Origin of the sequence: Schlesneria sphaerica, from assembly GCF_044336245.1 — a bacterium.
GTDB lineage: Bacteria > Planctomycetota > Planctomycetia > Planctomycetales > Planctomycetaceae > Schlesneria > Schlesneria sphaerica.
In genome coordinates this window covers 4,320,070-4,335,699 of the sequence record NZ_CP172346.1, presented here as the reverse complement: position 1 = coordinate 4,335,699, position 15,630 = coordinate 4,320,070, and the positions used below count along the sequence as shown (strand labels likewise).

At 57.1% G+C, this 15,630-nt stretch carries 12 protein-coding genes; 7 read left to right on the top strand and 5 right to left on the bottom strand.

The window, feature by feature from the left end:
• Window positions 1-81: 81 nt before the first annotated feature.
• Window positions 82-1,482: a methyltransferase gene (locus ACGY09_RS15770; RefSeq protein ID WP_397568482.1), complete on the bottom strand. Its 1,401-nt coding sequence runs from the start codon at window positions 1,480-1,482 to the stop codon at window positions 82-84.
• A gap of 8 nt (window positions 1,483-1,490) precedes the next feature.
• Window positions 1,491-1,682 (bottom strand): hypothetical protein, encoded by a 192-nt coding sequence (locus ACGY09_RS15765; RefSeq protein WP_373649279.1) that lies wholly within the window; start codon window positions 1,680-1,682, stop codon window positions 1,491-1,493.
• 600 nt (window positions 1,683-2,282) lie between these two features.
• On the opposite strand from ACGY09_RS15765, the gene ACGY09_RS15760 reads away from it, so the two are divergent.
• The 4 genes from ACGY09_RS15760 to sthA all read left to right on the top strand — a co-directional run bounded on the left by ACGY09_RS15760 (window position 2,283) and on the right by sthA (window position 7,457).
• The gene (locus ACGY09_RS15760; protein ID WP_397568481.1) at window positions 2,283-3,551 is read left to right on the top strand and encodes a hypothetical protein; all 1,269 of its coding nucleotides are present in this window, start codon (window positions 2,283-2,285) and stop codon (window positions 3,549-3,551) included.
• 210 nt (window positions 3,552-3,761) lie between these two features.
• Window positions 3,762-4,208: a DUF1294 domain-containing protein gene (locus ACGY09_RS15755; protein WP_397568480.1), complete on the top strand. Its 447-nt coding sequence runs from the start codon at window positions 3,762-3,764 to the stop codon at window positions 4,206-4,208.
• A 289-nt stretch (window positions 4,209-4,497) separates the two neighbouring features.
• Window positions 4,498-5,970 (top strand): serine/threonine-protein kinase, encoded by a 1,473-nt coding sequence (locus tag ACGY09_RS15750; RefSeq protein WP_397568479.1) that lies wholly within the window; start codon window positions 4,498-4,500, stop codon window positions 5,968-5,970.
• A gap of 68 nt (window positions 5,971-6,038) precedes the next feature.
• Window positions 6,039-7,457 carry a Si-specific NAD(P)(+) transhydrogenase gene (gene sthA / locus ACGY09_RS15745; RefSeq protein ID WP_397568478.1) on the top strand — a complete coding sequence of 473 codons (1,419 nt, stop codon included), beginning with the start codon at window positions 6,039-6,041 and terminating at the stop codon, window positions 7,455-7,457.
• Window positions 7,458-7,586: 129 nt separating this feature from the next.
• Here the strand turns inward: sthA and ACGY09_RS15740 are convergent, their stop codons facing one another.
• On the bottom strand, window positions 7,587-8,552 hold the full coding sequence (locus ACGY09_RS15740) for a DUF6384 family protein (protein WP_397568477.1): 966 nt from the start codon (window positions 8,550-8,552) through the stop codon (window positions 7,587-7,589).
• Window positions 8,553-8,781: 229 nt separating this feature from the next.
• Between ACGY09_RS15740 and ACGY09_RS15735 the strand changes: the two genes are divergently transcribed.
• Window positions 8,782-9,513 (top strand): SDR family oxidoreductase, encoded by a 732-nt coding sequence (locus tag ACGY09_RS15735; RefSeq protein ID WP_373649285.1) that lies wholly within the window; start codon window positions 8,782-8,784, stop codon window positions 9,511-9,513.
• Between the two features lie 145 nt (window positions 9,514-9,658).
• On the opposite strand, the gene ACGY09_RS15730 is transcribed toward ACGY09_RS15735, so the two are convergent.
• Together ACGY09_RS15730 and ACGY09_RS15725 are read right to left on the bottom strand one after the other, a co-directional pair.
• A complete protein-coding gene (locus ACGY09_RS15730) occupies window positions 9,659-10,450 on the bottom strand; it encodes a hypothetical protein (RefSeq protein ID WP_397568476.1) in 792 nt (263 codons plus the stop codon).
• Window positions 10,440-11,000, bottom strand: coding sequence for a thioredoxin family protein (locus ACGY09_RS15725; protein WP_373649287.1), 561 nt, complete (start codon window positions 10,998-11,000; stop codon window positions 10,440-10,442). Before ACGY09_RS15725 ends, ACGY09_RS15730 begins: the two co-directional genes overlap by 11 nt.
• 227 nt (window positions 11,001-11,227) lie before the next feature.
• Here ACGY09_RS15725 and ACGY09_RS15720 point away from each other — a divergent pair, with 227 nt between their 5' ends.
• Both ACGY09_RS15720 and eutB read left to right on the top strand, forming a co-directional pair.
• A complete protein-coding gene (locus tag ACGY09_RS15720) occupies window positions 11,228-13,228 on the top strand; it encodes an HlyD family efflux transporter periplasmic adaptor subunit (RefSeq protein ID WP_397568475.1) in 2,001 nt (666 codons plus the stop codon).
• A gap of 108 nt (window positions 13,229-13,336) precedes the next feature.
• The gene (gene eutB, locus ACGY09_RS15715; protein ID WP_397568474.1) at window positions 13,337-15,619 is read left to right on the top strand and encodes an ethanolamine ammonia-lyase subunit EutB; all 2,283 of its coding nucleotides are present in this window, start codon (window positions 13,337-13,339) and stop codon (window positions 15,617-15,619) included.
• The last annotated feature ends 11 nt before the right edge of the window (window positions 15,620-15,630 follow it).

Sequence of the window (15,630 nt, the reverse complement as noted above, 5' to 3'; positions counted from 1 at the left end):
GTCACGAACCACTTCCGGCCAGCAGATTTCTTCCACGACGACCCTGCTCTGGTGAAACGATCCCCTTTGTCACACCCTGTGTCACCCACTTGAAACATCGAGGCCTTTCAAGGGAATGGCGTGGTAGAGCGTCCTCTCACCGGATGGCAGCTTTACACGCTGCTCTAACTGGAAGTGTCGACAGAGTTCAGCCTCCAGGCACTCAACAGAATAGTCGGTGTACTGATCTCGCTTGTTACGCAGGAGCGCACGGACCATGGCGTCCTGTTTGGAAGGAAACTCCAGTACAAGTTCGGCCTGGAAGCTGGCCAGCCAGTCGACCACATCCGGTAGCGGAACATTGGCGGCAATCACCAGATGATGGATGAGTCCCAGGCACAACAAAAGATCCGGACGGCCTCGATCTTCCAGCCGTGTTCTCTCACGCCCCCGCCAGCCTTGTGAAGGTGACGGATTGGCCAGATCGACCCGCAGTGGCAGGACGGTCGTCTGCCGCGCATCGAGAGACCTGAAAAGATTCTCAACACAGGCGTGATCGTGGTCCATGGCCACGACGGTCGAAGCGAACTCGGCGGCGATTTTTGAGTAACGCCCGTCGTTGCAGCCGAGGTCCCAGACCAGCGTCCGCTGCTGCTGCTGACAGATGGCGTGGACAAACTCCGATTTTGAACGCAGATCCTCAGCCACGTGCGGCAAGGAGGAATCGTATAGGGTCCACTGCGTCCGTTGTGGCACCCAGCGGAGACCGCTCACCAGTTTCTGCAGCTTCTGTAGCAGCTTCGTGATGAGTTTCGAATCAAATCCGCTCGACTGCAGATCACGCACCGTGCTCGTCGAGGTCGCCTGCGCGTTTCTTTCTAATAAGGCATGGAGCCACCCGTGCGAGAAAACTCCCGGTCGAAACAGATCCCGACCACGCATCCACTGTAGAAACTGGGCAGCAGAGATCCCTTCCAGTTGAGAACGCAACAACGGCTGAAAATCGACGCCACGATAAGACTGCAGCAGCAGCGGAAACAGTATCAATTCACAGAATTGCCGATAGGCCAGCCAGGGTTCACCGGGATGCAGCCTTGTGAATGAACCGATGTCAATCAACATGGCCTGTGAACCGTGGAACTGAATGTTATACGGAGATGCATCCTTGAGAGTCAGTCCACTATTTACGGCCTCGAACATCAGCTCCAGATGCAGCAATGCCGCCTGTTGCAGCATCACGAATGGCCACTCATAAGCATAGCTGATAAAGGGGACTCGCTGATGCTGGAGTATTGCCGCGGCAAGTTCCGGACGAGAAAACGACAACGCTTCTGTCGGAAGAATTTCGCGGGTGGGAACAATCTGTCCCTGTTGCATCCGCCGCTGGAAGAACGGAACCTCCGAAACAAGTTTCCAGTCTTTATATGCGTCTGCTGTCAGTGCCCGAAAGACATCATCACCCGAATAGAAGACGCGTGCAGAACGATCCCTGAAAGAACTCACCTCGTAATTCACTGTGCTTCGACCTGGGCCGAACTCGACAACTCCTGTGAATCGGTGAACAGCAGTTGCTCTTCGTGTCTTCCGCGAACCTGCATCCACAGGTATCGACCCACGACAGCGATCCCGCCAAACCCACCAACGAGGGCCTGCAACAACAGACTTCCCGCGCTGGGATCGAAATAGGCAATTAGATAACTCATCGACGATCTACTCGAGAAAAAGGATTAGTAACCAGACTTCACTAGTTGATCACATACAGAACACACACATCCGCATGTACACGAACATTCACTCCATGCGCCCCTTCTCATCCTCCGCTAGACTCCTCACTCGGAGTGAGCACGCCGGTCCGAGCATGGTAGTTCAGGAACATTAAGAGAACCTTGAAGTGTCTCGTATTTCACCCCGATTTCAGCAAGCCGCCTGCACGGCCGCGTAGACGTTCGCAACTCTCATACCCCCGCATCACATTCAACTCCATTCGATGAAAAAGAGGCCCAATTGGACTCACATTGGTCAGATGCTCGTGGATGCCACATCAGAAACGTGGAGTCGATCTACACTAACATTCCCCTCGCCTATTGCTGTCGCCAGTGCGTGAAGTGGTTTCCACGAGCGCTCATCTCGTGCAGGGAAAGTGCGTTGGCGAGTCCGCGCTCGACACGAGGCGATGTCTCTTGCGAATCCGCTTGAGGGCCAGGGGCGCCGCTGAGTCAGTCCTCTTTCGGGGGGCCAGTGCGCGAATTCTGTCCTTCCCTGGCTATAATTTGGAAAACATTTTTTCCAATCGAGATTTCGTGATGCGGCGCATATGTTCTTTACTGGCCCTGGTCGGCCTGGCGGCGGCCATCGTTCCGGCTGATGGTCTGGCTCAATCCGCGAAAGGTTCTGCGAAGAAGATCAAACCGAAGACCAGCGTGGCTGCCACCGCGACCTATGCCGGGGTGAGTGAGTACACCTCGGACAACTTTCTGTTGCGAACTGACATGCCCGCCGAGGAAGCGGGTGAGTTGCTGGATCGACTCGAAAAAATGCTCCTGCTGGTGGCCCGATACTATGGTCGCCCGAACGCCAGAACCATTGAGATGAATGTCGTACGCGACAGGGATCGGTGGCCTGCGGGATCCATTCCCGCAACGGCTCTTCCGAGCATTGAAAGCAGTGGCGGGATCACGCTCAATGTCACCAGTTCTCTGCAAAACGAACTGGGAGAACGGCAGATCACGGCTGCGAAATCCGTGGTCTGGGCCGTTCCCCAGCGAGGGATTCCCCAGCACGAGGCCGTCCATGCATACTGTCATCAGACGTTCGGCACGACCGGTCCCACCTGGTACGCGGAAGGGATGGCAGAACTCGGTGCACATTGGCGAGAAAACGATGACAGCTTGCGAATTTCTGACGAGATGATGGCCTATCTCAAACAGAGTGAACCCAAAAGTCTGACAGAAATTACGGCCCCCGGACAGAAAACCGGAGACAGTTGGCAGAACTACACCTGGCGCTGGGCTCTGTGCCATCTTCTCTCAACCAACCCCAACTATGCACCCCGGTTCAAACCACTCGGAATGGCCCTGATGAGTCAGCGACGGACGAGTTTCGAGGATGTCTATGGTTCAATGTCGAGAGAAATCGAGTTCGAATATCTGTTGTTCCTGAAGCACATGGACCAGGGTTACCGGAATGATCTTTGTGCCTGGGATTGGAAGACAAAATTTCAGCGAAGCCGGGGCCCTGCGGGGGTTCAGGTCAAAGTGGCGGCGAATCGCGGCTGGCAGGCATCGCGCCTTCAGGTCAAAAAGGGAGACACCGTTTCCTATGTGGCGACCGGCCAGTGGCAGCTTGGTAAAAGTGAGTCCGCAGTCAGTGCCGATGGAGGACCTGACGGGCTGGGACGACTGACAGCGGTGATTTTTGCCGATTATGAACTTTCGGAAGAGGTGGAACTGGGGGCCGAAGGAGGGTTTGAAGCAAAAATCGACGGAAATTTATTCGTTCGATGTCGTGATGCCTGGTGTGAAATTGCCGATAATTCTGGTGTTGTCTCCGCGAAATTCAAAATCGCACCTTGAAGTTCAGAGCAATCGAAGGGGAGAAAGGCCACGGACCACCGTGCGTCACCTCCTGCAGGTTGCCTGAAAGGAGCGTCATCCCGATCCCGGAGGACGTTTCCGGCTTGAGGCGCGTGCCATTGAATGGCGCATCGCATTGATCCCCTGACCGCATTCGTCCCCGGCCCGTGAACCGTTACGAGGGTGCCGAAAGTAACAAGGAACTCACTTTTGGCACGATCGTGGCTAGCTCGACTGAACCCTTTCGCCTGGATCCAACGCTGGTTCACGACCGCCGTGATCTTGTGGCTGGCAGGGACGTCGATTCTGCTGGTATTGGCCCTGGCTCGCGAAGGAGCAAAGGTCACCCCGTTCGTGGCCATCTACCTCTTGCTGACAGTCGCCTGCAGCGTGGCCGCGTTCGTGCTGTATGGAATTGATAAGCGAAGGTCTATCAAAAACCTGCCACGCGTTTCGGAAAACACTCTGCACCTGCTCAGCATCCTCGGTGGTTGGCCCGGCGCCCATCTGGCTCAACAATTATTCCGTCATAAGACGCTGAAAGTCAGTTTCCGCGTGATCTTCTGGCTGACCGTTTTCGTTCATCTCACCGTCATTGGCCTGGGAATCTGGGCCGGATGGCCCTTCACGGCGGTCCGCAATCTGATCGGGATCTAAGTTCCGCAAGGCGGTGTGTTCACGGCATTCTTCCAGAGAGTCAAGGAAGACGCCTGTGGACGGCTCTGATACACTTGAGAAGGGCGGAACGTCCTCTACAGGTGTCGCTACGCCGCTGTTCGTATGGTGCAATTCCGAAAGATTGGCCACAATCCAAGGGAGGTCCCGCCGACGGAAAATCTCTCATGCCCTGTTTGGACCGGAGACAAGGGCAACAGGGGCGTTGGCTCCCCGGCGGCCCAACGGGCGTCGCCACCTCGGGTGCTTCACTCAACGGAAGTCATTGACCATGGCCGAACCTGAACATGATGAGGTTTCACACCCTGCTGACGCGAACGAGAATGCGCCATCATCGGATTCGTCGAGCGTTCTTCCCCGCCAACTGGGTGAATTCAAACTGCTCAGAAAGCTTGGCAAAGGGGGAATGGCAGAGGTCTATCTGGCAGAACAGACGTCCCTTCGTCGGCAGGTGGCCGTCAAGATATTGCTCCCCGAGTTTGTCACGGACGAGCGATACGTTCAGCGATTTCGGCACGAAGCGGCGGCAGCAGGAACGCTCAACCACCCCAACATCGTCCAGGTTTACATGGTGGGTGAGGATCAAGGAGTCAACTTCATCGCGCAGGAGTACGTTCAGGGTCGCACACTGAAAGACTATATCAATCGCAAGGGGGCCATGGAGACGAAGGTCGCTCTGCACATTCTGCGGCAAGTCGCATCCGCCCTGCTCGTGGCCAGCGAAAATGGAATCGTTCATCGCGACATCAAGCCGGAAAATATCCTGCTGACGAGCAAGCTTGAGGCAAAAGTCGCGGACTTCGGCCTGGCACAACTCACTCTACAAGGCGAACGTCTTTCGCTCACCCAACCGGGAATGACGCTGGGAACACCGCTTTACATGAGTCCCGAACAGGTCAATGGCCAACCGTTGGATTCACGCAGCGACATCTATTCTTTTGGCATCATGGCCTGGCACATGCTGGTCGGAAAGCCCCCCTTCCGTGGCGAAACAGCGATCTCAGTGGCAATGAAGCACTTGAATGACAAGGCTCCTTCACTTTCAGCCACCCGTGCAGACTTGCCTTTTCAACTGCAGGAACTGATCGAAAAGCTGATCAGCAAAAAGAAAGAAGACCGGCCCCCCTCGTTCCGGCTGGTGGTGAATGAGCTGAAGCAAATTATCCGCCAGCTCTCGGGGCGAGAAGAACCGACCGTCGCCCTGAAATCTCCGTCCAAACCCCCGTTGATCTTTGACAGACCGATTCGAAAGCAACTCGGCTGGCTGACATTCTTGTGCCTGATTGCCATGGCGATCTCCAGTGGCGTGGGATGGAGCATGCGCACCCCGGATCTGCTGCTGGTCGAATCAACGGGTGACGTCAGGAATCAGGCCATGCAAACTGCCGATGCGCAGCTCTACTGGGCCATGTCGAATCCACACGACGAGCGTGCCTGGGTGACACTGAAAACCTTTCCGGGTGTCTCCGACGAGATGATCGCACGCGCGAACGCCGCACTGGGATTGATCTATCTCAAATCCAACCGCATGGCACTGGCTCAGACAACTTTTAATGACTTGGCGTCACAATCCGGCTATAAGGCAAATGGACTGGTGGGACAGGCGCTTTACGCCAAGTTAACGGGAGACACCCAGCTCGCCAGAACACTCGTCACACAGATCGACGAGGATCAACCAAAACTGTTTCCCGAAATCAGCGGGGCATTGAACGACCTTCGTAAGCGACTCGACGCAGCGAAGTGATGGCGTGAACCAGGTCGCCCATCGGCCTGATTCCGAGAATAGAGAGAATTGAAAAGAAGAGGATCTCAATGACCGAGTCGATTCAGGAATATGATGTCGTTGTGATCGGAACCGGGCCGGGCGGCGAAGGGGCTGCCATGCAAGCGATCAAGAATGGACGAAGCGTGGTCGTCGTCGAGCGAGAAATCTCAGTCGGCGGCAACTGTACGCATCGAGGCACCATCCCAAGCAAGGCCCTGCGATTCGCCATCTTTCAGATGACTGAAGTCAACAACAACATCCTGTTCCGTGAACATGGTGTCACCGCCAACTTCATGCTGCCCGCATTACGGCGTCGTGCGAAGACCGTGATCGAAGCTCAGGTCAAGATGCGGACCGCATTCTATGACCGCAACGACATTCCCATCGTGCGCGGCCAGGCCCGGTTTCTCGACCCGCATACCATTGAAGCGGTGGAAGAGGATGGATCGCGGGCCACTGTTCGGGGCAAGTACATCGTCATTGCGACCGGTGCCCGTCCTTACCGACCTGCAGACGTCGACTTCGATCACCCTCGTATTTTTGACAGCGACACGATCCTGAAGGCCGATCTTCACTTCAAGTCGATCACCATTTTTGGAGCGGGTGTCATCGGGTGTGAATACGCTTCGATGTTTCGGAACCTTGAAATCAAAGTCAATCTGATCAACAACCGTGATCGACTGCTGGATTTCCTGGACGAAGAAATCGTCGATGCACTCAGTTATCACCTGCGAGAACGCGGGGTCATCGTCCGACACAGGGAAATTTGTGACCGGGTCGAGGCCTGCGACGATGGTGTGATCCTGCATTTGAAATCTGGAAAGCAGCTCAAGACAGACGTGCTGCTCTGGGCGGCGGGACGGACCGGCAATTCCGATCACCTTGGCCTCGAAGAAGTCGGCATAATCCCTGATCAGCGAGGGAACATCCCGGTCAACGGAAATCTGCAAACCATCGTCCCGCATATTTACGCAGTGGGTGATGTCATCGGCCCCCCTGCCCTCGCCAGTGCCGCCTACAATCAGGGACGCTTTGCCGCCAGCCACCTGCTTTGTGAGTCCGGCAGCAAAGAGTCTTGTGGCCCCGCTCCGTCACTGGACATCCCCGCCGGGATCTACACCAGCCCGGAAATCAGTGCCATAGGGAAGACGGAGCGAGAGCTAACGGAGGCGTCGGTCCCCTATGAAGTCGGGCATGCTCATTTCAAGAGTATCGCCCGTGCACAAATCACGGGGCAGACCACCGGGATGCTCAAGATCCTGTTCCACCGCGAATCGCTGGAAGTTCTGGGGGTCCATTGCTTCGGCGCGAACGCCGCGGAAATCATTCACATCGGCCAGGCGATCATGTCTCAGCCCAAGCCGAACAATAGCCTGATGTACTTCATCAACACTACGTTCAACTACCCCACCATGGCAGAAGCCTACCGGGTCGCAGCTCTGAACGGATACAACAGGTTGTTCTGAACGCGAAATCTCGAACCGCCTCTCGTCGCACCGGCCTCTGGCGAAGGATGAGAAGCCGAATTTCGCCGGGGTCTCCCAATCGATTTCCGCGTCTGGTCCGGGACGCGGAAATCACAGGGCTCCCGCCGGTCACCAATCGGTAATCTGGGCCTTCCGCTCGATCGGCTGACCACCGGCCCCCCGTAGCTGCACATCTTCTTTGCGATAGCCTCGTTTCTTTACCGAGAACAAGGTTTCGCTGAGCACGCCGTCTGCCTTTTTGTCCTCTTTAAGCCGTTCATAGACGTCCTTGGGAACCTGTTCAGCCCACCGCTCGACGACGGAAGTTTGCCGGGTTTCTGCGTTCTCGATTTTCCGCCGGATGCTTTGCCCCTGTTCATTTTGTGCGTAGACGATCACGTAATACGCGGTTGGCCGATTGTCAGCCTCTTCAAAGTAGCGGTCAAATCCACTCTTCGCCTTGGGATCCGCGAGTATCCGTACCTCGTATGCTTCATTCAATTCGCTGATCAATTCCGAGAGCTTCTTGCCCAAGGTGTCGAGCGTCTGCACATCCTGCTGGTCTCGCGCCACAGCCAATTCCTGCTGCCATTGTTTGAGCTCTTCCTGAACCTCGGGTTCACGAGCCAATGCCTGGGCTCGAACCAGGTTCGCGGAGACGGAGGTATTGAGCCGACTGACCTGACGCGTCAGTCGCGCTGCTGGCGAGAATCGATCGGAGGCGATCCGCATGGCCAACCACCCCGTCACGAGTAGAACGACGGCCAGCAACCCAACGATCATCACATGTCCACGGCGGACGTAGAACCGGGCCAGCGTCACAGCGAGGCCACTCGACGGTTCCTGGAACGTATAGAGCGTGCGGAAGTAGGACTCGATTGCCGCATCAACTTCGGCTTCGGTCACACGTTCACCTGTGATCGCCGTCGTCTGAAGCAGTTTCTCGCGCAGGATTCGTTTCGTGTCGTCGATCGCGAACTCTTTCTCGACGGTCTCACGCCGCGAACGCATTTCGGTTGCGACATCCATAATGCGCAGCATTTCCGCCAGGCTGAGCGATTCGGTTTGTGCGCGAGCAGGAGGCGTTTCCGACATAGTGCCGATCCAGCAAGTTTTTGTGAAACGACCGAGCCAAGCAAGAATCACATCGGGGCATCCCGTCCCATGCACCGAGCTGGCAGTGTACTTGACGCCGAGCGACATTTCCTGATGCAATCCCACCCATCAGTCGATTTTCATCAGAGACGGGACCGGTAATCGATCGGTCAGTCCCTCTGGCCGTGTGCTGCCCTCCCATTTGTGACGCCTCTTGCTGGAATGATCCATGAAACTGCTGGAAAATCAGGTCGCGGTTATCACCGGGGCCAACCGGGGAATCGGAAAGGCGATTGCATCCGCCTTCGCGGCTCAGGGCGCATCCGTGGCACTGTGCGCCCGCAATGGTGATTCGCTGCAACAGACCGCCACCGAATTGCAGGCGACGGGAGCTGACGTACTCGCACGCGTCTGCGACGTCTCTCAGGAAAGTCAGGTCGAACAACTTTTCGCCGCCGTGACTGAGCGATTCGGGCGGGTCGATATCCTCGTCAATAACGCAGGGGCATTCGACGGCGGCCCGCTGGACGAGTTGTCGCTCGAAGCATGGAACAATGTCATCGATTCCTGCCTGACCGGAACATTTCTCTGCAGCCGGGCCGCGTTTCGCCTGATGAAGCCACGCCGGTCAGGACGGATCCTGAATATTGGTTCCATCAGCGCGCAGAGGCCCCGCGAGGGAAGTTGTCCCTATGCGGCAGCCAAGTTCGGCGTGTGGGGTTTAACACAGGCCACCGCACTGGACGGCCGCCCCTATGGCATCACCTGTTCGTGCCTGCACCCCGGAAACGTCCTGGTGGAACGCCGGATCGAGTCGGGATTGAAATCCGATGACGAACCGATGATGCAGCCCGAGTCCATCGCACGCGCAGCATTGGCGATGGTGACACTTCCCGCCGACGTCAATTTTCTGGAGGCAATCGTGCTGCCTCGTGATCAGGCCTATCTGGGACGGGGCTAAGTATTCGATCGTCTGCACCGGCCCCCGCTTCAATGGACATTCGGTCGAATACTGGCCGCACCCGGTTATCACGACGGACACGTCGTGCAGTATGAACGGTCAGTGGGGCGGTGGCTGAGCTGCGCACCGACACTGCTGTGGCAAGTTACTGAGAGGTGACTTCTGCATCCCAGGGTGTGGAGAGTTTTGGAACCACTTTCGAAATGCCAAAGCGATTGAGATCGGCAATGAGGGGAGGCTGAATCAGGTTTGCCAGAGCGATGAACTCTGCTTGCGGATGTCGCGTTCTCAGTTCCGTAAGAGCTGCGGTACGGACTGCCCCCCATGGATCGACATCGAATAAAACCATTGACGGTTGATCCGTGTCGACAATCTGGTTGCCATCTCGGAGTCGTTCAATCAGGTACTGCACGTACCACGGATCGGGTGAATCGATCAGAATCCTTTGCGGTTCGGACGCGTTCAGGAATGGAGGATGGTCTGCGGCAAAGATTTCTTCTCGCGAAGCCGACCAGGGAAGCGGATCGACTTCCCCCGAGGACTCAATCAGTTGCCATTCTCGGCGGATTCGTGAAACCGCCCCCCAAAGGGGAATACGGACGGAAAGAGGCCAGATCGAATGATTCCGACCATCCGATTCGCACCACGCTCCGCAACACACCACAATGCGTGCCAAGGGTGCGAATGCGAAGAGGTCATGCACATCCGCGCGCGAAAATTCTTCCGGCCAGCTTTGCAGCACGACGATCAGATCGGGAAACTGATCGTGGTCAAAAACGGTTCTCGCTGCAGCTACATCCGTCTGGATCATGAACCGACAAGTCCTGCCGATCGACTCGGTGAGCCAGCGCAGCAGCGGCTGGAACTCGTGTCGGTCGGACTGCCCCAGAACGAGAACCGTTTTGGGTGTGAGCGATACCGGGTGATCAATCACCATGTTTCTGACGAAGCCGAGGTGAAAGTCGGAGCATCAACTGCACACGTTCAAATTGCTCGAGCCATTCCTGAATCACGGCGGCCTGAAGATTCGATTCCACAGCAACCAGGCCGGTTGGGCACGCCGCGCCTGTCAGGGATGAAGCGGCATCACGGTACTTGGCCAGGGTCCGATCGCCATAGCGACCGCACGGTGCTCCATCTTCGGACATGAACAGGACCGAAGGAACCCGACGACCGCCACAAATGGACAGCTCGTCGGCGAGATCGCTGTGGTCATCACGATCGAAATAGCGAATCTTCAATCGTCCTGTCTGCTGAGCGAAGGCCTCGAAAATGGGGCACTGCTGGACGCAATCACCACACCAGGCCCCTGACACGACAGCGACACACATGTCCCGCTGGAACCCTTGCAGCAGGCTCACCTGCGCAGGCGTCAGCTTGATCTCCTGAAAGGTCGCATTCCAGCGCCGTAGTTGGTCCGGCGAGGCATATTTTTTCAGGAACTCGTCGTAGCTCAGCCCCGCGTTCCATTTTGTTGTGAAGTCCATGCCGTTCCGTTTTCCGTTGAGATGTGCTTGTAAGACATCGTCTGATGTCGTGAGAGGACTTTCTTGTGATGACACCTCGGTAGAAGCTTCGTCCCGGCGGTTTTCAAAAGAGTTGCTCACTCAAGTAAGTTAAAGCATGCCGCCGCGATGAGCAATTCTCTCGTCTCTCTTCACTGCTCGGCACGGTTTACTATGGGAATCAGCCTGAAAATGGGTATACAGATCGCATGTCCAAGCATGCCCCCCCTTCCTCAACTGGCCCCGCCTCCGTTGAAACACGACGACGGATGGAAGAGTGCATCGATCATCTGGCCGAACTGGCACGGGGAGAAATCGATGGGGGCCAGTTCATCGCCGAAGTCCTGACGAGACTCACCGAGGTGACGCACTCCTTGCGTACTCGATGCTGGAGGAAGTCATCACAGAATCAATGGGAAGTCGCTGGGGAACGCCCCCAACCGACGACTGTGACGAAGCCTTCCAGCGATGACGAAGCACAACTCAATCAAACTGCGGAGTCGCGTCAGCTTTCGACACACGCATCGGCGGTCAGCGGTGAGACGACGACGCAGACCGCGGTGCGGACTTGCTGCCCTGTCGTTTATGGGGGACAGACCGTCGCGGTGCTGGACGTGCTTCACGCAGCGGAAACCGAGGACGGTCGTACAACCGATCTGGCACCGTTTCTCCATGCGATTGCCGAAATCACCGCAGACTTTCTTTCTCAGCTTGAACTGAGGCAATTGAGACGGGCTCGCAGTGAGTGGCAGCAGTGGGATCAGCTCAACCTGAATCTGATGAAGTCGCACGATCTTCCTGCACTTGCCGCAACGATCGTCAACGACGGTCGGATTGTCGCCGGGTGTGACAGGCTGACGCTGATGCGCCGACGGGGCTCACGGTATATCGCCGTCGCCGTTTCTGGAGCCGACCGAATCGAACCCCGGGCCAACACGGTTCACTCACTGGAAGCCGTAGCATCCATCGCAGCCCGAAATGGCCATGCCATTTGGTTTCACCTGGCATCCGCCGACGCCAACACGCCTGACGCACTCGCTCAGCACGCGAAGCTGACAGGAGCACACTCCGTCGGGCTGATCCCGATCCCCGGCCCGAGTTCCCGCACAGAAGCCTCAGTGAACTCGCCCTCCCCCTCTTCCCGTTATCGGCCCGACGCGATTCTGGTTGTCGAACAGTTTGACAATGTGGCAGATTCTGCAACGTGGCAGTCACGCGGAGAACACTTGGCGAACCGGCTTGAACCGACGCTGCTCGCAACACTGGAGCAAGAGTCCATTCTCTTCGCGAGGACGCTGCGGACATTACAGCGGTTGCCCGAATGGCTGCGACGCCCCGGTCCCCTCATGGCACTGCTCGCACTCTTGGTAGCAGTTGGTTTCCTCACGTTCTATCCGGCCGAGTTTACGGTGACCGGCCCGGCCGAGCTGGTTCCTGTCAACCGCCGTGAAGTCTTCGCCAGCAGTTCCGGCATTGTTGAAAAGCTGCTCGTATCGCACGGGGAAGAAGTCGCTGCCGACCAGCCCTTAATTGTCTTGCACGATCCGCAGCTTGCACTGGAACTTCCACGGGTGATGGGCGAAATCGAAGTTGTACGCGAGCGTTTGAAAGGTGTCCTCGCCGCGAGGCTTTCGGGAGGGGCCACCGCCGACGCTTCCAACCGGGCCCGCCAGCTTGCCTCCGAGGAAGAAGAGCTCAAAGAACGGCAACAGTCACTGATCCGGCAAAAGGAACTGATCGAGCGACAACAGGAAGCACTCACCCTGCGAAGCCCCATCCGCGGACGGATTCTTACCTGGGATGTCGCCACAACACTCGCAGCCCGCCCTGTGGAACGTGGACAGGCACTGCTGACCGTGGGAGAGACTGACGGCCCCTGGATGATCGAGATGCGCGTCGCTGACAAGGAGTTTGGACACATTCGACGGGCACAATCACAGCTTGGCCCGAATCTGGCGGTCCATTTTCTGCTCCCCTCAGACCCCACCCAGACACGCCGTGGCGCCATTCGCGACGTCGCGGGAACGACTCAGTGGGATGAACAACATGGCAGCTACGTCCTGGTGACCATCGACGTTGAGCCAGGTCAGGTATCGCAACCCCGTTCCGGCATGACTGCAGTGCCTCGTATCCTGTGTGGAAAGTATCCGATTGGGTACGTCTGGCTACACGATCTGATTGATACCGTCCGCCTGAGGTGGATGCTGTAACCAGTCCGTTCGTGCATCCGAAACGGGCCAAAACGAGATAGCCGTCGGCGGCCCCTGTCGGATATGCTGAGGGCGTTCAAACTCGTAGACACAATCGTGGAAGAGACCATGCTGAATCGACGTCGATTTCTAGCCGCCCTCTCTGTGCCGATGCTGATGGGAACCGAGTGGAACACCCGCCGCGCCTGGGCCAACCCACAGGTCCACGGTGTCGAGGTGGAAGCTCCCGTCGGTCAGGAAGGTCTGTTTGCCTACATCCAGCGGCAAAATGGTCGCTTCGACACCGAACTCTATAAGAAACTCCTGGGTGCCGCGAACGAGTTCAAAGAAGGAGACGCCATCGTTGGTGTCGCCGCTGCCAACGAGCCCTCGCGAGCCCATGCACGGCAACTGCTGGCCAACACGCGGATCGCTGATCTTCTGGCGAACCCACCCTGGCGCGACCGTCTCCTGGTCTGGAACGACACGTTCATCAATCGGGACCGCCTGCGAGACTGGGAACAGCGAACCGTGGGTGAGCTGAAGGATCACCTGCTGTCGTCCAGTGCGGCGGACATCCATCAACTGATGCCGGGACTATCGAGCGACCTGATCGCGTGTCTGGTGCGGCTGATGTCGAACGCCGAACTGATCCGAATCGGCCAGACGGTGTTTAACCCTCTGGCGGGATCTCATCTGGGTGATCAAGGGTATCTGGGAGCCCGAATCCAGCCTAACTCGCCCACGGATCACGTTGACGACATCCGTTTTCAGGTATTCGACGCATTTGCTTACGCCGTGGGGGACGTGCTGCTGGGGACCAACCCCGTCTCGAGCGACCCTCAATCCGTCGCGGCCGTCGAGCTCGCTTTACAAGACATCCTGAAAACATTCGAGCTGGATCACATCATTCCCCACTGCGTCCTGTCACATATCGACGTGCAGGCGGAAGTGGAACAGCTTTATCCCGGCTCAACGGAATTCTGGTTTCAAAGTATCGCAGGCAACGATCAGGCCAACGCCACGTTCGACATCACCGTGGAGAAGATGGCCCGCTATGCAGCAGAGCGGACCGGCCCCTTCGGGCTCTACCTGGAAACCGGCCAGGGGGCTGATTTCACGAATGGACATGGCCACGGATGTGACATGGTCCTGCATGAGTCACGCAAGTACGGGTTCGCACGCGGAATGTCGCACACGATTGCTGCGGCGAAGAACATCCCCCCCGAACAGGCATGGCTGCACCTGAACGACGTCGCCGGCTTTATTGGCCCCGAAGTCTTCCGAACGCGCGAGCAACTCGTTCGGTGCTGCCTCGAAGACATCGCCATGGGGAAACTGCATGGGCTCATGATCGGGCTCGATGTCTGTTCGACGCTGCATATGGAGGTCTCTCTGGATGATCTCGACTGGTGCTTGGAGCAAATTGCCCCCGCCAACCCCGGATACCTGATGGCGCTTCCGACCAAGATCGACCCCATGCTCGGGTATCTCACCACGGGTTATCAGGACCATGTCCGGCTGCGTGAGAAGTTCGGCTTCCGCGTCGATGATCGAATGTGGTCCTTCTTCAAGAAATTAGGCGTCATCGACGATCAGGGGAAGCCGACAGAGCACTTTGGCGACCCTCATTGGGTCTATCTGCAGTACCGGCGATGCAAACAGGACCCGCGAACCGATCAGCAGATTCTTGCCGAGTCGGCACAAATCGTGACGGAAGTTCGACAGCGCGGCGTCTTTATCGCAGAAGGCTTCGGTCGGCGTCCGTCGGAACTGGCACCTCAGCTTCGCTCCGAAATTCAGACCGTCTATGAAGATGCCAAGAAGTGCATCTGGAAAGAATGGGACCCGGATTTCATCAAACGGATTCCGAACGCGCTCCCTCTGACGACGCGTTCGTCGGACAGAAACGACTACATTTTGCACCCCACCACGGGTGAGCACCTTTCTGATGAATCGTTGATCAAAGTCCAGGACGTCCGGACCCGAGATCAGGGAAAGTCCGACACAGCGCTGGTGATCTCGGAAGGCTTGAATGCCTATGCCATGCTCGACGATGGGAACCTGCTGCCATCGCTGGACGCGCTTTATCCCCTGCTGGAAAAATCTGGCTACCACGTCGCGTCGGCACCCTTCGTCGTGAACAGCGGCAGGGTCCGGGCGGGATACCGCATCGGTGAAATCCTGTTCGGCGGGCTCACGGGTTCACGCACGATTGTCCATCTGATCGGCGAACGCCCTGGCACGGGTCACCACACGATGTCGGCCTATCTCACCACAGCAGACGGAGCGACATGGAGATCCCCGAACAAAGTGGATCACAATATCACGAAAGTCGTATCGGGAATCGGAGTGACCGCACTCACCCCCGATCGAGCAGCGCAAGCCATTATTGCCGCCCTGTCCCGTTAGTGTGAACCGCT

Coding starts and splice junctions, on each gene's coding strand:
- sthA (WP_397568478.1), top strand. CDS start 6,039: ATGACCGAGTCGATTCAGGAATATGATGTCGTTGTGATCGGAACCGGG.
- ACGY09_RS15765 (WP_373649279.1), bottom strand. CDS start 1,682: ATGAGTTATCTAATTGCCTATTTCGATCCCAGCGCGGGAAGTCTGTTG.
- ACGY09_RS15730 (WP_397568476.1), bottom strand. CDS start 10,450: ATGGTGATTGATCACCCGGTATCGCTCACACCCAAAACGGTTCTCGTT.
- ACGY09_RS15720 (WP_397568475.1), top strand. CDS start 11,228: ATGTCCAAGCATGCCCCCCCTTCCTCAACTGGCCCCGCCTCCGTTGAA.
- ACGY09_RS15740 (WP_397568477.1), bottom strand. CDS start 8,552: ATGTCGGAAACGCCTCCTGCTCGCGCACAAACCGAATCGCTCAGCCTG.
- ACGY09_RS15725 (WP_373649287.1), bottom strand. CDS start 11,000: ATGGACTTCACAACAAAATGGAACGCGGGGCTGAGCTACGACGAGTTC.
- ACGY09_RS15750 (WP_397568479.1), top strand. CDS start 4,498: ATGGCCGAACCTGAACATGATGAGGTTTCACACCCTGCTGACGCGAAC.
- ACGY09_RS15735 (WP_373649285.1), top strand. CDS start 8,782: ATGAAACTGCTGGAAAATCAGGTCGCGGTTATCACCGGGGCCAACCGG.
- eutB (WP_397568474.1), top strand. CDS start 13,337: ATGCTGAATCGACGTCGATTTCTAGCCGCCCTCTCTGTGCCGATGCTG.
- ACGY09_RS15760 (WP_397568481.1), top strand. CDS start 2,283: ATGCGGCGCATATGTTCTTTACTGGCCCTGGTCGGCCTGGCGGCGGCC.